Source organism: Mesorhizobium sp. CA16 (assembly GCF_020165175.1).
Taxonomy (GTDB): Bacteria; Pseudomonadota; Alphaproteobacteria; order Rhizobiales; family Rhizobiaceae; genus Mesorhizobium.
Genome location: NZ_JAIUHP010000009.1, coordinates 109,073 through 125,884, shown reverse-complemented (window position 1 = coordinate 125,884; position 16,812 = coordinate 109,073). Strand labels below are relative to the sequence as shown.

The window sequence follows — 16,812 nt, the reverse complement described above, 5'->3', positions numbered from 1 at the left end:
GCTGGAACCCGTCATCCGGCCAGCCTTGTGGCGAGATAGGTCAACGCCGAGATCGCCGCCGTCGCCGGCAAGGTGATCACCCAGGCTACGACGATGTTGCCGGCGATGCCCCAGCGCACGGCGGAGACGCGGCGGGCGGCACCCACGCCGATGATGGCGCCTGTGATGGTATGCGTCGTCGAAACCGGGACACCGAGCCAGGTGGCGGCGAAGAGCGTAATGGCGCCGCCGGTCTCGGCGCAAAAACCCTGCATCGGGTTCAGCCGCGTGATCTTCGACCCCATGGTGTGGACGATGCGCCAGCCGCCGAGCAGCGTGCCCAGCGCCAGCGCCGACTGGCAGGTGAGCACCACCCACAGCGGCACATGGAAAGTTGGGCCGAGCGCGCCCTGCGAAAAGAGCAGCACGGCGATGATGCCCATGGTCTTCTGCGCGTCGTTGCCGCCATGTCCCAGCGAATAGAGCGAGGCGGAAAAGAACTGCAGCACGCGAAAACTGTTGTCGACCGCGAATGGCGTCTGCCGCACGAACAGCCATGAGACGATGAGTACCAGGACGAGCGCCAGCACGAATCCCGTCGCAGGCGAGAGCACGATAGCCGCGACCGTCTTGCCGAGCCCGGACCAGACGATGGCGCCCAGGCCTGCCTTGGCAACGCCGGCACCGACCAGCCCGCCGATCAGCGCGTGCGAGCTGCTCGACGGAATGCCGGCGACCCAGGTGACGATATTCCAGACGATGGCGCCGACGAGCGCGGCAAAAATCACCGCCGGCGTGACGATGCTGGCGTCGATGATGCCTTTTCCCACCGTCTCGGCGACATGCAGGCCGAAGAACAGGAAGGCGATGAAATTGAAGAAAGCCGCCCACAGCACCGCGTAATGCGGCCTGAGCACCCGGGTGGAGACGATGGTCGCGATCGAGTTGGCGGCATCGTGCAGGCCGTTGAGGAAATCGAAGAACAGCGCCACGGCAACGAGGCCGACCAGCAGGGGAAAGGCGATCGTGGCGTCCATCGCCTAAACGTTCTCGATGACGATGCCGCTGATCTCGTTGGCGACATCCTCGAAACGGTCGACCACCTTCTCCAGCTGGCCATAAATCTCCGAGCCGATCAGATAGGCCATGGCGTCGCTGCGGCCGTGACGCTTGAACAGATCCTTCAGGCCCTGCTCGTGCAGATCGTCGGCGCGGCCCTCGACGCGCATGACCTCCTCGGCGATGGCGTTGAGGCGCGCTGCGTTGGCGCCCACCTTGCCGAGCAGCGGGATCGCCTCGGCGACCAACCGGGCGGCCTGGACGATGACGCTGCCCATTTCCCGCATCAGCGGATCGAATTCCCTCACTTCAAACAGTTTCACTGTCTTGACGGTCTTGTGCATCATGTCGATGGCGTCATCCATCGACTGGATCAGATCCTTGATGTCGCCGCGGTCGAAGGGCGTGATGAAGGAGCGCCTGACGGCAAGCAGGACCTCGGCGGTGATGCCGTCAGCCTCGTTCTCGAGATCGATGATTTTTTGGCACCAGCGGTCGATGTCCTTGCCCTGGAGAAGCTGCTCAAGGGCTTCGGCGCCGCCGACCACGGTGCGCGAATGCCGCTCGAACAGGTCGAAGAAGCGATCCTCGCGCGGCAACAGCTTGCGAAACCAACCCAGCATGTCGTCCCTCCCTGCTTCCACCTATCTCACATAACGCCACGCGCAGCGCGGGAAAACAGATAGCCGGCTCAAAAATGTGAACGAGGCCGATTGCGCATGCGTCTTGCGAAGCAGGGCGATTTCCCCGACCTTGGGCAAACCGCGGCGGATCGGACGGCATGATCGACAAACTGGAATTCTTCATCGCTCTCGCCAAGGAGGAGCATTTCGGCCGGGCCGCAGAAGTGTGCGGTGTCACCCAACCGACCTTATCGGCCGGCATCAAGCAGCTCGAGGAACAGCTCGGCGTCATGCTGGTGCTGCGCGGCTCGCGCTTCCAGGGCCTGACGCCGGAGGGCACGCAGGTGCTGGGCTGGGCGCGCCGCATCGTCGGCGACTCCCGCACGATGCGCGAGGAGATGCGGGCGGCGCGCCACGGCCTGTCCGGGCGCATCCGCATCGCCGCGATCCCGACGGCGCTCGCCATGGTGGCGCGGCTGACGACGCCATTCCGCGAAAAGCATCCGGGCGTCACCTTCTCGGTGCTGTCGCGCACATCGATCGAAGTGCTGTCGCTGCTCGGCAATTTCGATGTCGATGCCGGCATCACCTATCTCGACAACGAGCCGCTCGGGCGCGTGACCAGCGTGCCGCTCTATGACGAGCGCTACCAGTTGATCACCGCGGTCGGAAACCCCTATTCCGACCGCGACAAAGTGACATGGGCGGAGATCAGCCAGTTGCCGCTCTGCCTGCTGACGCCGGATATGCAGAACCGCCGCATCATCGACCAGCATCTGGCGGAAGCCGGCGTGCAGGTGCGGCCGACGCTGGAATCGAATTCGATGATCGTGCTGTTCTCGCATATCCGCACCGGCAAATGGTCGTCGATCATGCCGCTCAACCTTGCGGAAACGTTCGGCTTTTCCGAGCCCATCCGGGCCATCCCGATCGTCGAGCCGGACGCCAGCCACACGGTCGGGCTGGTGGCGGCGCCGCGCGAGCCGCACACGCCGCTGGTGCAGGCGCTTCTGGGAGAGGCGATGGCGCTGGCGGACGATTTCCGCGCCCACCGCTAGGTTAGACAATGCGAGCCGATGGAGCTTGATAGAAAATTTCTATCAAGCGACGAAAGCGCTTTATTGATTTCGGAGGTTTCCTCTGATTTCGTAAGGACTTAGCGATATTGCGCCCTATGCATGTCGTTGCCCCGAAACCGCTCTATATGCTGGGGTGACATACATTGGCCGCCACGACCAGGGAGGGCGCTGCGTGAGCATGCAGGCCGCAAGTACCGAGATCGCGTCGCGCACGGCGGCGATCATTGACGAGATGAAGGGCCTCGAAGGCCCGTTGCTGCCGATCCTGCACAGCATACAGGAAGAGTTCGGGCATGTTCCGAAAGACGCGCTGCCGGTGATCGCCGACGGGCTGAACCTGTCGCGGGCCGAGGTGCACGGCGTGGTCAGCTTCTATCACGATTTCCGCGCCAAGCCCGCCGGGCGGCACGTGCTGAAGCTCTGCCAGGCGGAAGCCTGCCAATCGATGGGCTCGGACGCCGTCGCGGCCAAGATCAAGCAGTTGCTGGGCATCGATTTCCACGAGACCACGCGCGACGGATCGGTTACACTGGAGCCGGTCTATTGCCTCGGGCTTTGCGCCTGCTCGCCGTCGGCGATGCTCGACGGCGAAGTCATCGGTCGGCTCGATGACGAGAAGATCGAAGAGATCGTCGCGGAGGTACGTTCATGATCCCGCGCATCTATGTCCCGGCAGATTCCGGCGCGCTGGCGCTTGGTGCCGAAAAGGTCGCCAAGGCGATCGAGAAGGAGCTCAAGGAGCGCGGCGTCGAAGCCAAGATCGTGCGCAACGGCTCGCGCGGCGCCTATTTCCTGGAGCCGATGGTCGAGGTGGCGACGGCTGAGGGCCGCGTCGCCTACGGGCCGGTCAAGCCGTCCGACGTCAAGAGCCTGTTCGACAGCGGCTTCCTCAAGGGCGGCCATCACAAGCGCTGGTTGGGCTCCCCCGACAAGATCCCCTTCTTCGCCAAGCAGACGCGGCTGACCTTCGCGCGCTGCGGCATCATCGATCCGCTGTCACTCGACAGCTACAAATCGCATGGCGGCCTGAACGGCCTGCAGAATGCAGTGGCGATGGCGCCCGCGGACATCGTGAAACAGGTGACCGAATCCGGCCTGCGCGGCCGCGGCGGCGCCGGCTTCCCGACCGGCATCAAGTGGAAGACGGTGCTGGATACGGCGGGCGAGCAGAAATACATCGTCTGCAACGCCGACGAAGGCGACAGCGCCACTTTCGCCGACCGCATGATCATGGAAGGCGATCCCTTCGTGCTGATCGAAGGCATGGCGATCGCCGGCATCGCCACCGGCGCGACCAAGGGCTTCGTCTATATCCGCTCGGAATATCCGCATGCGGTGGCGACGATGAACAAGGCCGTCGCTATCGCCCGCAAGGCGGGCGTGCTGGGCGTCAACGTGCTGGGCTCACCCAACGCCTTCGACATGGAAATCCGCGTCGGCGCCGGCGCCTATGTATGCGGCGAGGAAACCTCGCTCTTGAACAGCCTCGAAGGCAAGCGCGGCGTGGTGCGCGCCAAGCCGCCGCTGCCCGCGATCCAAGGCTTGTTCGGCAAGCCGACGGTGATCAACAACGTGATCAGCCTGGCCTCGGTGCCTGTAATCATGGACAAGGGCGCTGCCTACTACAAGGATTTCGGCATGGGCCGCTCGCGCGGCACGATCCCGATCCAGATCGCCGGCAACGTCAAGCATGGCGGCCTGTTCGAGACGGCTTTCGGTCTGACGCTGGGCGAGATCGTCGACGACATCGGCGGCGGCACGTCCACTGGGCGTCCGGTGAAGGCGGTGCAGGTCGGCGGTCCGCTCGGCGCCTATTTCCCGCGGGCTTTGTTCGACACGCCGTTCGACTACGAGGAATTCGCCAAGCGCGACGGGCTGATCGGCCATGCCGGCATCACCGTGTTCGACGACACCGCCGACATGCTGAAGCAGGCGCGCTTCGCCATGGAGTTCTGCGCCATCGAAAGCTGCGGCAAGTGCACGCCCTGCCGCATCGGCTCGACGCGCGGCGTGGAGGTTCTGGACAAGGTCGCCGCCGGCATCGAGGCGGAAAAGAACCTCGCTCTGGTCACCGACCTCTGCAACACGATGAAGTTCGGATCGCTTTGCGCGCTGGGCGGCTTCACGCCCTACCCGGTGATGAGCTCGATCACGCATTTCCCCGAGGATTTCAAGCCCGCGCCGGCGCGCGTGGCGGCTGAATAGGAGCTGGCAGATGAACATCAAGGCCGACTTCCCGACACTCATCGAAGAAATCGACTACGGCACGCCGGAGTCGAAAGCTACGAAGCAGGTGACCCTGACTGTCGACGGGCAAAGCATCACCGTGCCGGAAGGCACCTCGATCATGCGCGCGGCCATGGAAGGCGGCGTCGAGATCCCGAAGCTCTGCGCTACCGATATGCTGGACTCCTTCGGCTCCTGCCGCGTCTGCCTGGTCGAGATCGAAGGACGCGGCGGCACGCCGGCCTCTTGCACGACCCCGGTCGGCGAAGGCATGGTGGTGCGCACGCAGTCCGACCGGCTCGACGCCATTCGCCGCGGCGTCATGGAACTCTATGTCTCCGACCACCCGATGGGCTGGAACGAAAAGGCCGGAACCGGCGCCAGCGAGTTCGACGCGGTGGCGAAGTCGGTCGGCCTCACCGAGAACCGCTATGGTGTCGAGGGCCGCAACCACGTCAAGGAAGAAAGCGGCGTCGCGCCCGGCCATGGCTCGTTGGCGGTCGATTACATCGCCCGCGACGAATCCAACCCCTATTTCACCTATGATCCGGCACAGTGCATCGTCTGCTCGCGCTGCGTGCGCGCCTGCGAGGAGGTGCAGGGCACCTTCGCGCTGACCATCGAGGGCCGCGGCTTCGAATCGCGCATGGTCGCCGGCATGCATGAGGACTTCATCGCTTCCGAATGCGTGTCCTGCGGCGCCTGCGTGCAGGCCTGCCCGACCGACGCGCTGCGCGAGAAGACCGTGCTCGAGAAGGGCATGCCGGAGCGCTCGGCCGTCACCACCTGCGCCTATTGCGGCGTCGGCTGCTCGTTCAAGGCCGAGGTCAAGGATGACGAGGTCATCCGCATGATGCCCTACAAGGACGGCAAGGCGAACCACGGCCATAGCTGCGTCAAGGGCCGTTTCGCCTATGGCTATGCCACGCACAAGGACCGCATCCTGTCGCCGATGGTCCGCGAGAAGATCACCGATCCGTGGCGCGAAGTGACCTGGGAAGAGGCGATCGCCCATACGGCGAAGGAATTCCGCCGCATCCAGTATCAGTATGGACGCACGGCAATCGGCGGCATCACGTCCTCGCGCTGCACGAATGAGGAGACCTATCTCGTCCAGAAGCTGGTGCGGCAGGGCTTCCGCAACAACAACGTCGACACCTGCGCGCGCGTCTGCCACTCGCCGACCGGCTACGGGCTCGGCCAGACCTACGGCACATCGGCCGGCACGCAGGATTTCGATTCGGTCGAGTTCACCGATGTCGCCGTCATCATCGGCGCCAATCCGGCTTCCGCCCATCCCGTCTTCGCCTCGCGGCTGAAGAAGCGGCTGCGCCAGGGCGCCAAGCTGATCGTGCTCGACCCGCGCCGCACCGAGATGGTCAAGTCGGCGCATATCGAAGCCGACTACCACCTGCCCTTGAAGCCCGGCACCAATGTGGCGGTGCTGACGGCGATGGCGCATGTCATCGTCACCGAAGGCCTGTTCGACGAGGCCTTCATCCGCGAGCGCTGCGACTGGGCCGAGTTCCAGGACTGGGCATCCTTCGTCACCCTGCCGGAAAACAGCCCCGAAACCGTCGGCAAGCTCTCGGGCGTCGATCCGGAGCTGATCCGGGGTGCCGCGCGCATGTATGCCAAGGGCGGCAATGGCGCGATCTACTACGGCCTCGGCGTGACGGAGCACAGCCAGGGCTCCACCACGGTGATCGCCATCGCCAACCTCGCCATGGCCACGGGCAATATCGGACGTCCGGGCGTCGGCGTGAACCCGCTGCGCGGCCAGAACAACGTGCAGGGCTCCTGCGACATGGGCTCGTTCCCGCATGAATTGCCGGGCTACCGCCACATCTCGGGCGAAGCGGTGCGCGACATCTATGAGAGCCTGTGGGGCGTGAAGCTGGACGACGAGCCGGGCCTGCGCATCCCCAACATGCTGGACGCCGCCGTCGACGGCTCGTTCAAGGGCATCTACATCCAGGGCGAAGACATCCTGCAGTCCGATCCCGACACCAAGCATGTCGCCGGCGGCCTCGCCGCGATGGAATGCGTGGTCGTGCACGACCTCTTCCTCAACGAGACGGCGAACTACGCGCATGTCTTCCTGCCGGGTTCGACCTTCCTCGAGAAGGATGGCACCTTCACCAATGCCGAGCGCCGCATCAACATGGTGCGCAAGGTCATTGAGCCGAAGGCGCGCTATGCCGACTGGGAAGCGACGCAGGAGCTTGCCCGCGCCATCGGGCTCGACTGGAACTATACCCATCCCTCGCAGATCATGGACGAGATCGCCCAGACGACGCCGAGCTTCGCCGGCGTCTCGTTCGAGCTGCTCGACCGCGTCGGCTCGGTGCAGTGGCCATGCAACGAGAAGGCGCCGCTCGGCACGCCGATCATGCATGTCGACGGCTTCGTGCGCGGCAAGGGCAAGTTCATCCGCACCGAATATGTGGCGACGGACGAGCGGACCGGTCCGCGCTATCCGCTGCTGCTCACCACCGGACGGATCCTGTCGCAGTACAATGTCGGCGCGCAGACCAGGCGCACCGAAAACGTCACGTGGCATGCCGAGGACCGGCTGGAGATCCATCCGCACGACGCCGAAGTCCGCGGCCTCCGCGACGGCGACTGGGTGCGGCTGGCGAGCCGTTCGGGCGAAACCACGCTGCGCGCGCTGATCACCGACCGCGTCTCGCCCGGTGTCGTCTACACGACCTTCCATCACCCGGACACGCAGGCCAACGTGATCACGACCGACTTTTCGGACTGGGCGACCAACTGTCCGGAATACAAGGTCACCGCCGTGCAGGTGGCGCCGTCCAACGGTCCGACCGATTGGCAGAAGGACTATAACGAGCAGGCCAAGCAGAGCCGGCGGATCGCCCCGCTGCAGGCGGCGGAGTAGTTCTTGACCGCGCGGCGCAAAGCCACGACTCAAATTTCGCGGCTGGCGCATCGCGCCGGCGGCACCGCGGCCGCGAACCGCATGGTGCCTGAAGAGACGCCGGTGGCGTTCTCCTTCGCCGGCACGACGCATGCGGTGATGATGGCGAGCCCCGCCGATTTCGAGGATTTCGCGCTCGGCTTCTCGCTGACCGAAGGCATCATTGCCGGCCCGGCAGAGATCGAGGCGATCGAGGTCGAGGATCTCGGCGCCGGCATCGACATCCAGATACGGCTCAAGGACAAGGCCAACACGCGCTTCCAGGCGCGGCGGCGCAGGCTGGCCGGGCCGGTCGGCTGCGGGCTGTGCGGCATCGAATCCATCGAGGAGGCGATGCGCTCGGTCGACGCCGTTGGTGCATCGCGACTTACGCTTCAATCTGACGATATAACAAGCGCCGTCCGCCTGCTGTCGAAGCAGCAGCCGCTGCACAAAGAGACCGGCGCAGTGCATGCCGCCGGCTTCTACGTTCCAGGCAAGGGCATCGTCATGGCGCGCGAGGATGTCGGCCGTCACAACGCGCTGGACAAGCTGGCCGGCGCGCTGGCCAGGGCCGGCATCGACGGCGCGAGCGGCGCCGTCGTGGTGACGTCGCGCGTCTCGGTGGAGATGGTGCAGAAGACGGCCGCCATCGGCGCCGCGATCATCATGGCGGTTTCGGCGCCGACCGCGCTTGCCATCCGCACGGCCGAGGCCGCCGGCATGACGCTGGTGGCGCTGGTTCGCGGCGACGATTTCGATATTTTCACCCACCCTGAACGAGTGGCTTCCGGAGTTGCCAAGCATGTCGCATGACGAAGACCACATCACCAGCACCAGGGAGAAGCTGGTGCGCATGGCCAACCAGATCGCCACCTTCTTCCATTCGAAACCGCGCGAGGAAGGCATTGCCGGCGTTGCCGAGCACATCAACAAGTTCTGGGAGCCGCGGATGCGGCGCCAGTTCTTCGAGATGCTCGACGCCGGCACCGAGAATTTCGACGAGCTCGTGGTCGCCGCCTCGGCCAAGATCAAGCGGCCGATCAGCCCCGCGGAGGCCGACATGAAGCTTGGTCTTACGGCCTTCCCGGCAGATGTCGCCGCTTCGCAAAAATAGCGTAGCGACCGGGCGGTCTTATATTTCTTTCTGCTAAAATTTAAGCTGCCGCTAGCTGCGCGGCTCTGCTATGTTTGACGATCGGAAAATCGTCGGGCCGGGCGGAAGAACTCGTGAGGCCGATCGAGACGCGATATGCCCGCAGCGGGGACGTGCGGATCGCCTATCAGGTGGTCGGCCAAGGCGCGTTCGATCTTGTGTTCGTGCCGGGCTTCATCTCCAATCTCGACCTGCACTGGGAAGACGAAGGCTACAGCCGCCTGTTGAAACGGCTTTCGGCTTTCTCGCGGCTCATCCTGTTCGACAAGCGCGGCACCGGGCTCTCCGACCGTGTCGATGCCCGTCATCTGCCGAGCTTAGAGGCCCGCATGGACGACGTCCGCGCGGTGATGGACGCGGCCGGCAGCGGCCGCGCAGCGATCCTCGGCGCCTCGGAAGGCGCGCCTATGGCGATGCTGTTCGCCGCCACCTATCCGGAGCGGACGCGCGCGCTGGTGCTTTATGGCGGCTATGCGCATTTCCACAAATGGGTGATGCCGCCGGAGCGGCTGGAGGCCTTCATCGAGACGGCGGAGACGTCGTGGGGCACCGGCGCCACCTTGCCCAATTTCGCGCCTGGCCGGGTGGACGATGCGCATTTCGCCCAGTGGTGGGCCCGGTTCGAGCGGCTTTCTGCCAGCCCGACTGCCGCGGCGGCGCTTGCCCGCATGAACGCCGATATCGATGTGCGCGGCATCCTGGCGATGATCAGCGCGCCGACGCTGATCATCCATCGCCGCAACGACGTCCGTGTCGATCCTGACGCCAGCCGCTTCCTGGCGAAGAAGATCCCGCATGCCCGGCTGGTCGAGATAGCCGGGCGCGATCATCCGATCTGGACCGGCGATGTCGATCGCGTGGCCGACCTGATCGAGGAATGCCTCACCGGCGAGCCCGCGGTGGCCGACACCGAGCGCGTGCTGGCAGCGCTGCTGGCGACGTGCATCTACGACACGGCCAGGCTCGGCGATCGCATGTGGAGCGAGCGCAGCCAGCGCTTCCAGGAAACCTGGCGGCTTCTTGTCGGCCGCCATGGCGGCCGCACGGCCGGCACGCATGGCGAATTGATGATGTCGCGCTTCGATGGGCCGGCGCGCGCCGTGCGCTGCGCCGCGGCATTGCGCGAGGCGGCGCAGCAGATCGGCGTGGCGAGCGCGCAAGGCGTGCATGTCGGCGAGATCGAAATGCGCGGCCAGCCGGTCGGGCTGACGGCGCGGGTGACGATGCAGCTCGCCACGCATGCCGGACGCGGCGACATCCTCGCCTCGCGGCTGGTCGCCGATCTCGCAACAGGGTCCGGCCTGCATTTCGTCGATGCCGGCCGCGTCAGCCTCGACGAGATGGATGAGCCCCTGCCGGCGGTTCTGGCGACGTCGGAGCAGCATCTGGAGCCCGCCTGCCGGCCCAGGGCAAGGCCGGCCGAGCCGCCCGCGCTGACGGCGCGCGAGAGCGAGGTGGTGAACCTGATCGCCGATGGCAAGAGCAATGCGGCGATCGCCGCCGAGCTCAGCCTCAGCGAGCACACGGTCAAGCGGCACGTCGCCAACATTCTATTGAAGCTCGATCTGCCGTCGCGGGCGGCGGCGGCGGCATTTTCGGCGAGGCACGCTGGCCCGGACGGGCCATGAGAGCCATGGCGCTTTCGGGGGAAGCGCCGGGGCCGCCACAAGCGATACCAATTCTTCCCATGCAGGCCGGGCGATGTCGCCGAAAGGGCGCTGCGAAATGGAGGATGAAATGCTGAAACTGAATCGCAAGATCGGATTGCTGGCATTCGCCGCGGGCGCATTGCTGGCCATCACTCCGGCGCATGCCGAAGACGCTTCGGCCAGCGCCGCCTACAAGGACATCGAGGCCACCCTCGGCTCGGTGCCCGACATGTTCAAGACCTTGCCGGACGTCGCGGTCGCCGGCGCCTGGGCCGAGATCAAGGGCGTGCAGCTCAACCCCAAGACCGCGCTCGACGGCAAGACCAAGGAGCTGCTGGGCCTTGCGGTCGCCGCGCAGATTCCCTGCCAGTACTGCATCTATTTCCACACCGAGGCCGCCAAGCTCAACGGCGCGAGCGACGAGGAAATCAAGGAGGCGGTGGCCATGGCGGCGATCGTGCGCCACTGGTCGACGATGCTCAATGGCAGCCAGGTCGACCTGGCGACCTTCAAGAAACAGACAGACGACGTGTTCGCGGCCGTCAAGGCCAAGTCGCAGTGAACGAAATCCCTGCCCGACGATGATCGCCGGGCAGTCCTTCCCTCGTCAACAGCCCGATCGAGAAGACGGGCACATGGAGGATGACATGCTGACCAAGACACAGACAGTGGACGGCGCGGCGATCAAGAAGGCGATCGAAGGCCGTGACGGCAAGCTCCTGTCGAGCTTCTACAATGACGACGCGCTGGTGCGGGTGATCGACCGCAACAATCCGCCGAGCAAGCCGCGCGAGATCCGCGGCCGAGCGGCGATCAGCACCTTCTGGGACGATATCTGCAGCCGGGCGATGACCCACAAGGTCGACACCACGATCGCCGAGGGCGACAGCCTCGCCTTCACCCAGGCCTGCGCCTATCCGGACGGCACGAAGGTGTTCTGCGCGGCGATGCTGGAATTGAAGAACGGCCGCATCGCACGCCAGACCGTCGTGCAGGCTTGGGACGAATAGATCAACCGCGGGCTCAACCGCAAATCAGGGAGGAGAACCAAAATGTTCAGCGCCAGATGGCAGATCGACGCCAAGTTCGGTCACAAGCAGACCGCGCTCGAGCTGATGCGCAAATGGGAGCGTGAGATCGGGTCGCAGGTCGGGCTCGCCGACATGAAGTTCCAGCTCATGACCGGTTCCGTGGGCGCGCGCGAAGCGACGATCGAGGCGCACCACCAGGTCGAAAGCCTGGCCCAGTTGGAGGAGTTCTTCGCCAAGATCGCCAAGATCGAAGCGCATGCCAAATGGGGCAAGGAGCTGGAGCCCTATGTGGTGTCGGGCACCAGCAAATGGACGATCTTCCGGATCGTGGAGTAGTGGCCTGAGCGCCGCCCGGCCTTCTCCCCTTGTGGGAGAAGGTGGCTCGGCGCGCCGCGCCGAGACGGATGAGGGGTGCTCCAGCTTGGCGCCAAGCTACCCCTCACCCGGATTGCCATCCGATTTGCGAAGAGCAAATCGGGGCAATCCGACCTCTCCCACAAGGGGAGAGGTAAAAAGGAGCCTACCCATGCGCCACCATCACATGCCGCACGGCGGTGTAATCCTCCAGTGCGTAGAGCGACATGTCCTTGCCGTAGCCGGATTGCTTCAGGCCGCCATGCGGCATCTCGTTGGTCAGCATGAAGTGGGTGTTGATCCAGGTGCAGCCATATTGCAGGCGGGCGGCGGTCGCCATGGCGCGCGAAACGTCCTTGGTCCATACCGACGAGGCAAGGCCGTAGTCGCTGTCGTTCGCCCAGCTCACTGCCTCATCGACATCCGCGAAGCGGGTGACCGAAACGACCGGACCGAACACCTCGCGGCGCACGATCTCGTCCTCCTGGAGCGCGCCGGCGACGACCGTCGGCTGATAATAGAAGCCGGAGCCTTCGCCCGGTTTGCCGCCGGTGGTGATCTCGATGTGCTTCAGTTCCGAAGCGCGCTCGACGAAGCTCGACACGCGGTCGCGCTGGCGGCGCGAGATCAGCGGCCCGATCTCATTGTCCGTATCGTCCGGCTGGTTGTACTTGATGGTCGAGACCGCGGAGGAGAGGTCGGCGACGAGCTTGTCGTAGATCTTCTTGCCGGCATAGATGCGGCAGGCGGCCGTGCAGTCCTGGCCGGCATTGTAGTAGCCGAAGGCGCGCAGACCGTTGACAACGGCGCCGAGGTCGGCATCGTCGAAGACAATGACCGGCGCCTTGCCGCCGAGCTCCAGATGCGTGCGCTTGACCGACTTGGCGGCTGCCTGCAGCACCTTCTTGCCGGTGGCGACGTCGCCGGTGATGGAGATCATGTTGACCTTGGGGTGGTTGATCAGCGTGTTGCCGACGCTGTCGCCGCGGCCGAGCACCACATTGACAACGCCCTCGGGCAGGATCTCGGAAAGGATCCTCGCGAGTTTCAGCGCCGTCAGCGGGGTCTGCTCCGACGGCTTGAAGACCACCGTGTTGCCGCCGCCGATCGCCGGGGCCAGCTTCCAGGCCATCATCATCAGTGGATAATTCCAGGGCGCGATGGAAGCGACGATGCCGATCGGGTCGCGCCGCACCATCGAGGTGTGGCCCGGAATATACTCGCCGGCCACCTGGCCCGGCATCGAGCGCACCGCGCCGGCGAAGAACCGGTAGCAGTCGACGATCGCCGGAATCTCGTCATTGAGCACGGCATTGATCGGCTTGCCGCAGTTCAGCGCCTCGAGCGCGGCGAACTCCTTCGCTTCGGCCTCGATGCGGTCGGCAATCTTGAGCATGTAGCCGGAGCGCTGCGCCGGCGTGGTGCGCGACCAACCGACGAACGCTCGTTCGGCGGCACTAACGGCAGCCTCGATCTGCGCGGGGCTCGCCTCCGGCAGGTTGAGGATCGTCGCCCCGGTTTTCGGATTGAGGATCGGCTCCTCGGCCTCGGTGCCTTTCTCGAATTTCGAGCCGATCAGCATTTGGGTGTTCATTGGATTTCTCCCTTAACAGGAGCGAATAGGGAGTAGCGAATAGCGAGTAGGGTTTGGCCATCGATTTCCCTATTCGCTATTTGCTATTCGCTACTCCCTATTCGCTGTTTTTCATTTTCCACTGCCCGCAATCTGATCGCCGTCGCGGGTCAGGTAATAGGCAAAGAGGATCGGCAGCAGCGTCACCAGTACGACGACCATGGCCACGACATTGGTGACCGGGCGCTGGCGCGGGCGGATCAGCTCTTCCAGCATCCAGATCGGCACGGTCTGCTGCTGGCCGGCGGTGAAGGTGGTGACGATGACCTCGTCGAAGGACAGCGCGAAAGCGAGCATGCCGCCGGCAAGCAGCGCGGTTGCGATGTTCGGCAACACGACATGCCGGAAGGTCTGAAAACCGTCGGCGCCGAGGTCCATCGAGGCCTCGATCATCGAGCCCGACGTGCGGCGGAAGCGGGCGACGGCGTTGTTGTAGACGACGACCACGCAGAAGGTTGCGTGGCCGAGCACGATCGTCCAGAACGAGAACGGGATGTCGGCGAGCGCGAAGGCCGAGCGCAGCGCGATGCCGGTGATGATGCCGGGCAGCGCGATCGGCAGGATGACCAGCAAAGAGATGGCCTCGCGGCCGAAGAAGCGCGTCTGCGAGACGGCCGCGGCGCAGAGCGTGCCGAGCACCAGCGCGATCGCCGTGGAGATGGCGGCGACGCGGACCGACAGCGACAGCGCCTCCCAGACATCCGGCCGGCTCCAGGTGACGGCGAACCATTGCGTGGTGAGCCCCGGCGGGGGCCAGACGAAACTCTTCTCTTCCGTCGTGAAGGCGTAGACGAAGATCAGCAGGATCGGCAAATGCAGGAAGAGCAGGCCGCAGGCGGCGGCGATCTTCAGGCCGAGCGGAGCGGATTGACCACGGTCAGAGCGCATCGAAAGCCCCCATGCGCTTGGCGCCCCAGAGATAGAAGCCCATGATGACGATGGGCACCACGGTGAAAGCGGCGGCCAAAGGGATGTTGCCGGCGGTGCCCTGCTGCGAATAGACGGCCTGGCCGATGAACAGCCGCGAGGTGCCGATGATCTGCGGGATGATGTAGTCGCCGAGCGTCAGCGAGAAGGTGAAGATCGACCCGGCGACGATGCCTGGCAGCGCCAGCGGGAACAGCACGTTGCGGAAGGTCTGTCCCGGCGAGGCGCCGAGATCGGACGAAGCCTCGACCAGATTGCCGGGCACGCGCTCGAGCGCGGCCTGAACGGGCAGGATCATGAAGGGCAGCCAGACATAGACGAAGACGATGAAGGTGCCGGTGAAGGAGACCGACAGCGAATTGCCGCCGACAACGGGGAGCGACAGCCAGGCCTCGAGCAGCCACAGAAGGTTCAGCTTGGCGAGCAGCCAGGTGAGGATGCCTTCCTTGGCCAGGATCAGCTTCCAGGCGTAGATCTTGACCAGGTAGCTCGACCACAGCGGCAGCATGACGCCGAGATAGAACAGCGCCTTCCAGCGGCCGCGCGCATAGCGCGCAGCATAATAGGCGATCGGGAAAGCAATGATCGCCGAAGCAAGCGTGACCAGCGCCGCCATCGTCACCGTGCGCAGGATGATGTCGAGATTGGCGGCTTGGAACAGGTCGCCATAGGTCTTCAGCGTGAACTCGCGGTTGATGAGGCCGGAAAACTCGTCGATCGAGAAGAAGCTCTGCAGGAGCAGCGCAAAGAGCGAGCCGATATAGACGATGCCCAGCCAGAGAAGCGGCGGCAGCAACATGAGCAGCAGCAGGAGTTTTGGGCGGCGCCAGAAGAGGTCGGAGAACGCGCCGCGCATGCCGCCGCTGCCTGGCAGGATGGCGGGTGTGGGGTTGGATTGAACAGCGGCGATGGTCATGGCGCCGCCGCGTGTTGAACGGAATCAGGGGAGAGGCCGCGATCCTTCGCCCCCCTCTTTGTCCTGCCGGACATCTCCCCCGCAAGGGGGGAGATTGGATGTCGCGGCCGCTTTCGCCAATTGCCAACGTGACAGGATTGGCGAGGCCGAGAAACTGCTGATCTCCCCCCTAGAGGGGGAGATGGCCGGCAGGCCAGAGGGGGGCGCCTCGCGCAAACCTTCCTCATGCCGGCTCGTCCATCAGATGCAGGCTGTCGCGGTTGAAGGTCAGCATCACCGCCTCGCCCTCGGCCGGCAGCGCCATTCCCGCCGGCACCACCGCATGCAGCCTCAACCCGTCGGCATCGAGCGCCAGCCTCGTCGTGGCGCCGAGATAATTGGTCCCGACCAGGCGGGCGGCGACACCGTCGCCGCTTGCCGCGCTTGAAATGCGGATCGACTCCGGGCGCAGGCTGCCCCAGCGGTGCTGGCCGGAATAGCGCTGGACGAAATCCGGCGGCAGCACATTCGACGAGCCGACGAAATCGGCGACGAAGCGCGTGTTCGGCCGCTGGTAGATATCCTCCGGCGTGCCGACCTGCATGATCTTGCCGTCGTTGAAGACGGCGATACGATCGGCCATGGACAGCGCCTCGCCCTGGTCGTGGGTGACGAAGACAAAGGTGATGCCGAGCACTTTCTGCAGCGACTTCAACTCCTCTTGCATGTTCTCGCGCAGCTTGAGGTCGAGCGCGCCGAGCGGCTCGTCGAGCAAAAGCACCTTGGGCTGGTTGACCAGCGCTCGGGCGAGCGCCACGCGCTGGCGCTGGCCGCCGGAGAGCTGGCCGGGACGGCGCGCGCCGTAGCCCGGCAGGCGCACCAGCGAAAGCGCTTCCTCAGCTGCCTTGAGCCGCTCGGCCTTTCCGACACCCTTGACCATCAGGCCGTAGGCGACGTTGTCGAGCACGTTCAAATGCGGAAACAGCGCATAGTCCTGGAAGACGGTGTTGACGTTGCGGCGATAGGGCGGAACGCCTTCGGCGCGCTCGCCGAAGATGGAGATCGAGCCTGTCGTCGGCTGCTCGAAGCCGGCGATCAGCCTGAGGCACGTCGTCTTGCCGGAACCGGACGGCCCCAACATGGCGAAGAACTCGCCGGGCACGATGTCGAGATCGACGGCGTCGACGGCGCGCACGCTGCCGAAATGGCGCGAGACTTGTTTGAAGGAAACGGCAGAGGTCATGGGCCCAGTCAGTTCAGTTGCCGGTTAAACGAAGGCGA

General features: G+C 64.9%; 16 protein-coding genes. 10 read left to right on the top strand and 6 right to left on the bottom strand.

Annotation, left to right across the window (positions count from 1 at the left end; translation table 11 throughout):
• Positions 1-11: 11 nt before the first annotated feature.
• Positions 12-1,016, bottom strand: a complete 1,005-nt coding sequence (locus tag LB525_RS14860; RefSeq protein ID WP_224526895.1) for an inorganic phosphate transporter — start codon at positions 1,014-1,016, stop codon at positions 12-14.
• A gap of 3 nt (positions 1,017-1,019) precedes the next feature.
• Entirely contained in the window at positions 1,020-1,661 is a 642-nt protein-coding gene (locus tag LB525_RS14855) for a DUF47 domain-containing protein (protein WP_224545158.1), read from the bottom strand.
• A gap of 158 nt (positions 1,662-1,819) precedes the next feature.
• Between LB525_RS14855 and LB525_RS14850 the strand changes: the two genes are divergently transcribed.
• The 10 genes from LB525_RS14850 to LB525_RS14805 all read left to right on the top strand — a co-directional run bounded on the left by LB525_RS14850 (position 1,820) and on the right by LB525_RS14805 (position 12,058).
• Complete coding sequence (locus LB525_RS14850; protein ID WP_140843890.1) at positions 1,820-2,719, top strand: LysR family transcriptional regulator; 900 nt, start codon at positions 1,820-1,822, stop codon at positions 2,717-2,719.
• A 193-nt stretch (positions 2,720-2,912) separates the two neighbouring features.
• The gene (locus LB525_RS14845; RefSeq protein ID WP_095766057.1) at positions 2,913-3,392 is read left to right on the top strand and encodes a formate dehydrogenase subunit gamma; all 480 of its coding nucleotides are present in this window, start codon (positions 2,913-2,915) and stop codon (positions 3,390-3,392) included.
• Positions 3,389-4,945 (top strand): formate dehydrogenase beta subunit, encoded by a 1,557-nt coding sequence (locus LB525_RS14840; protein WP_140724428.1) that lies wholly within the window; start codon positions 3,389-3,391, stop codon positions 4,943-4,945. Before LB525_RS14845 ends, LB525_RS14840 begins: the two co-directional genes overlap by 4 nt.
• Positions 4,946-4,955: 10 nt before the next feature.
• Positions 4,956-7,868, top strand: coding sequence for a formate dehydrogenase subunit alpha (fdhF, locus tag LB525_RS14835; protein ID WP_224545157.1), 2,913 nt, complete (start codon positions 4,956-4,958; stop codon positions 7,866-7,868).
• Between the two features lie 3 nt (positions 7,869-7,871).
• Positions 7,872-8,702 (top strand): formate dehydrogenase accessory sulfurtransferase FdhD, encoded by an 831-nt coding sequence (gene fdhD / locus LB525_RS14830; protein ID WP_224545156.1) that lies wholly within the window; start codon positions 7,872-7,874, stop codon positions 8,700-8,702.
• On the top strand, positions 8,692-9,003 hold the full coding sequence (locus LB525_RS14825; protein WP_224526908.1) for a formate dehydrogenase subunit delta: 312 nt from the start codon (positions 8,692-8,694) through the stop codon (positions 9,001-9,003). The genes fdhD and LB525_RS14825 overlap by 11 nt, the downstream gene beginning before the upstream one ends.
• A 113-nt stretch (positions 9,004-9,116) precedes the next feature.
• The gene (locus LB525_RS14820; protein ID WP_224545155.1) at positions 9,117-10,670 is read left to right on the top strand and encodes an alpha/beta fold hydrolase; all 1,554 of its coding nucleotides are present in this window, start codon (positions 9,117-9,119) and stop codon (positions 10,668-10,670) included.
• Between the two features lie 109 nt (positions 10,671-10,779).
• Entirely contained in the window at positions 10,780-11,253 is a 474-nt protein-coding gene (locus LB525_RS14815) for a carboxymuconolactone decarboxylase family protein (RefSeq protein WP_224545154.1), read from the top strand.
• An 85-nt stretch (positions 11,254-11,338) separates the two neighbouring features.
• A complete protein-coding gene (locus LB525_RS14810; RefSeq protein ID WP_027166011.1) occupies positions 11,339-11,701 on the top strand; it encodes a nuclear transport factor 2 family protein in 363 nt (120 codons plus the stop codon).
• A gap of 42 nt (positions 11,702-11,743) precedes the next feature.
• Positions 11,744-12,058: a hypothetical protein gene (locus tag LB525_RS14805; RefSeq protein WP_224545153.1), complete on the top strand. Its 315-nt coding sequence runs from the start codon at positions 11,744-11,746 to the stop codon at positions 12,056-12,058.
• 184 nt (positions 12,059-12,242) lie between these two features.
• On the opposite strand, the gene LB525_RS14800 is transcribed toward LB525_RS14805, so the two are convergent.
• The 4 genes from LB525_RS14800 to LB525_RS14785 form a co-directional block, all read right to left on the bottom strand.
• The gene (locus LB525_RS14800) at positions 12,243-13,670 is read right to left on the bottom strand and encodes a gamma-aminobutyraldehyde dehydrogenase (protein ID WP_224545152.1); all 1,428 of its coding nucleotides are present in this window, start codon (positions 13,668-13,670) and stop codon (positions 12,243-12,245) included.
• A gap of 111 nt (positions 13,671-13,781) precedes the next feature.
• Positions 13,782-14,597, bottom strand: coding sequence for an ABC transporter permease (locus tag LB525_RS14795; RefSeq protein ID WP_224545151.1), 816 nt, complete (start codon positions 14,595-14,597; stop codon positions 13,782-13,784).
• Positions 14,587-15,552, bottom strand: a complete 966-nt coding sequence (locus LB525_RS14790) for an ABC transporter permease (protein ID WP_411967983.1) — start codon at positions 15,550-15,552, stop codon at positions 14,587-14,589. Before LB525_RS14790 ends, LB525_RS14795 begins: the two co-directional genes overlap by 11 nt.
• A gap of 223 nt (positions 15,553-15,775) precedes the next feature.
• Complete coding sequence (locus tag LB525_RS14785; protein WP_224545150.1) at positions 15,776-16,774, bottom strand: ABC transporter ATP-binding protein; 999 nt, start codon at positions 16,772-16,774, stop codon at positions 15,776-15,778.
• Positions 16,775-16,812 lie beyond the last annotated feature (38 nt).

What these genes read in the sequence shown, in the direction of transcription:
- LB525_RS14825 (WP_224526908.1), top strand. Translation starts at nt 8,692, where the DNA reads ATGTCGCATGACGAAGACCACATCACCAGCACCAGGGAGAAGCTGGTG.
- LB525_RS14785 (WP_224545150.1), bottom strand. Translation starts at nt 16,774, where the DNA reads ATGACCTCTGCCGTTTCCTTCAAACAAGTCTCGCGCCATTTCGGCAGC.
- LB525_RS14850 (WP_140843890.1), top strand. Translation starts at nt 1,820, where the DNA reads ATGATCGACAAACTGGAATTCTTCATCGCTCTCGCCAAGGAGGAGCAT.
- LB525_RS14815 (WP_224545154.1), top strand. Translation starts at nt 10,780, where the DNA reads ATGCTGAAACTGAATCGCAAGATCGGATTGCTGGCATTCGCCGCGGGC.
- LB525_RS14810 (WP_027166011.1), top strand. Translation starts at nt 11,339, where the DNA reads ATGCTGACCAAGACACAGACAGTGGACGGCGCGGCGATCAAGAAGGCG.
- fdhF (WP_224545157.1), top strand. Translation starts at nt 4,956, where the DNA reads ATGAACATCAAGGCCGACTTCCCGACACTCATCGAAGAAATCGACTAC.
- LB525_RS14860 (WP_224526895.1), bottom strand. Translation starts at nt 1,016, where the DNA reads ATGGACGCCACGATCGCCTTTCCCCTGCTGGTCGGCCTCGTTGCCGTG.
- LB525_RS14790 (WP_411967983.1), bottom strand. Translation starts at nt 15,552, where the DNA reads ATGACCATCGCCGCTGTTCAATCCAACCCCACACCCGCCATCCTGCCA.
- LB525_RS14795 (WP_224545151.1), bottom strand. Translation starts at nt 14,597, where the DNA reads ATGCGCTCTGACCGTGGTCAATCCGCTCCGCTCGGCCTGAAGATCGCC.
- LB525_RS14800 (WP_224545152.1), bottom strand. Translation starts at nt 13,670, where the DNA reads ATGAACACCCAAATGCTGATCGGCTCGAAATTCGAGAAAGGCACCGAG.
- LB525_RS14855 (WP_224545158.1), bottom strand. Translation starts at nt 1,661, where the DNA reads ATGCTGGGTTGGTTTCGCAAGCTGTTGCCGCGCGAGGATCGCTTCTTC.
- LB525_RS14840 (WP_140724428.1), top strand. Translation starts at nt 3,389, where the DNA reads ATGATCCCGCGCATCTATGTCCCGGCAGATTCCGGCGCGCTGGCGCTT.
- LB525_RS14805 (WP_224545153.1), top strand. Translation starts at nt 11,744, where the DNA reads ATGTTCAGCGCCAGATGGCAGATCGACGCCAAGTTCGGTCACAAGCAG.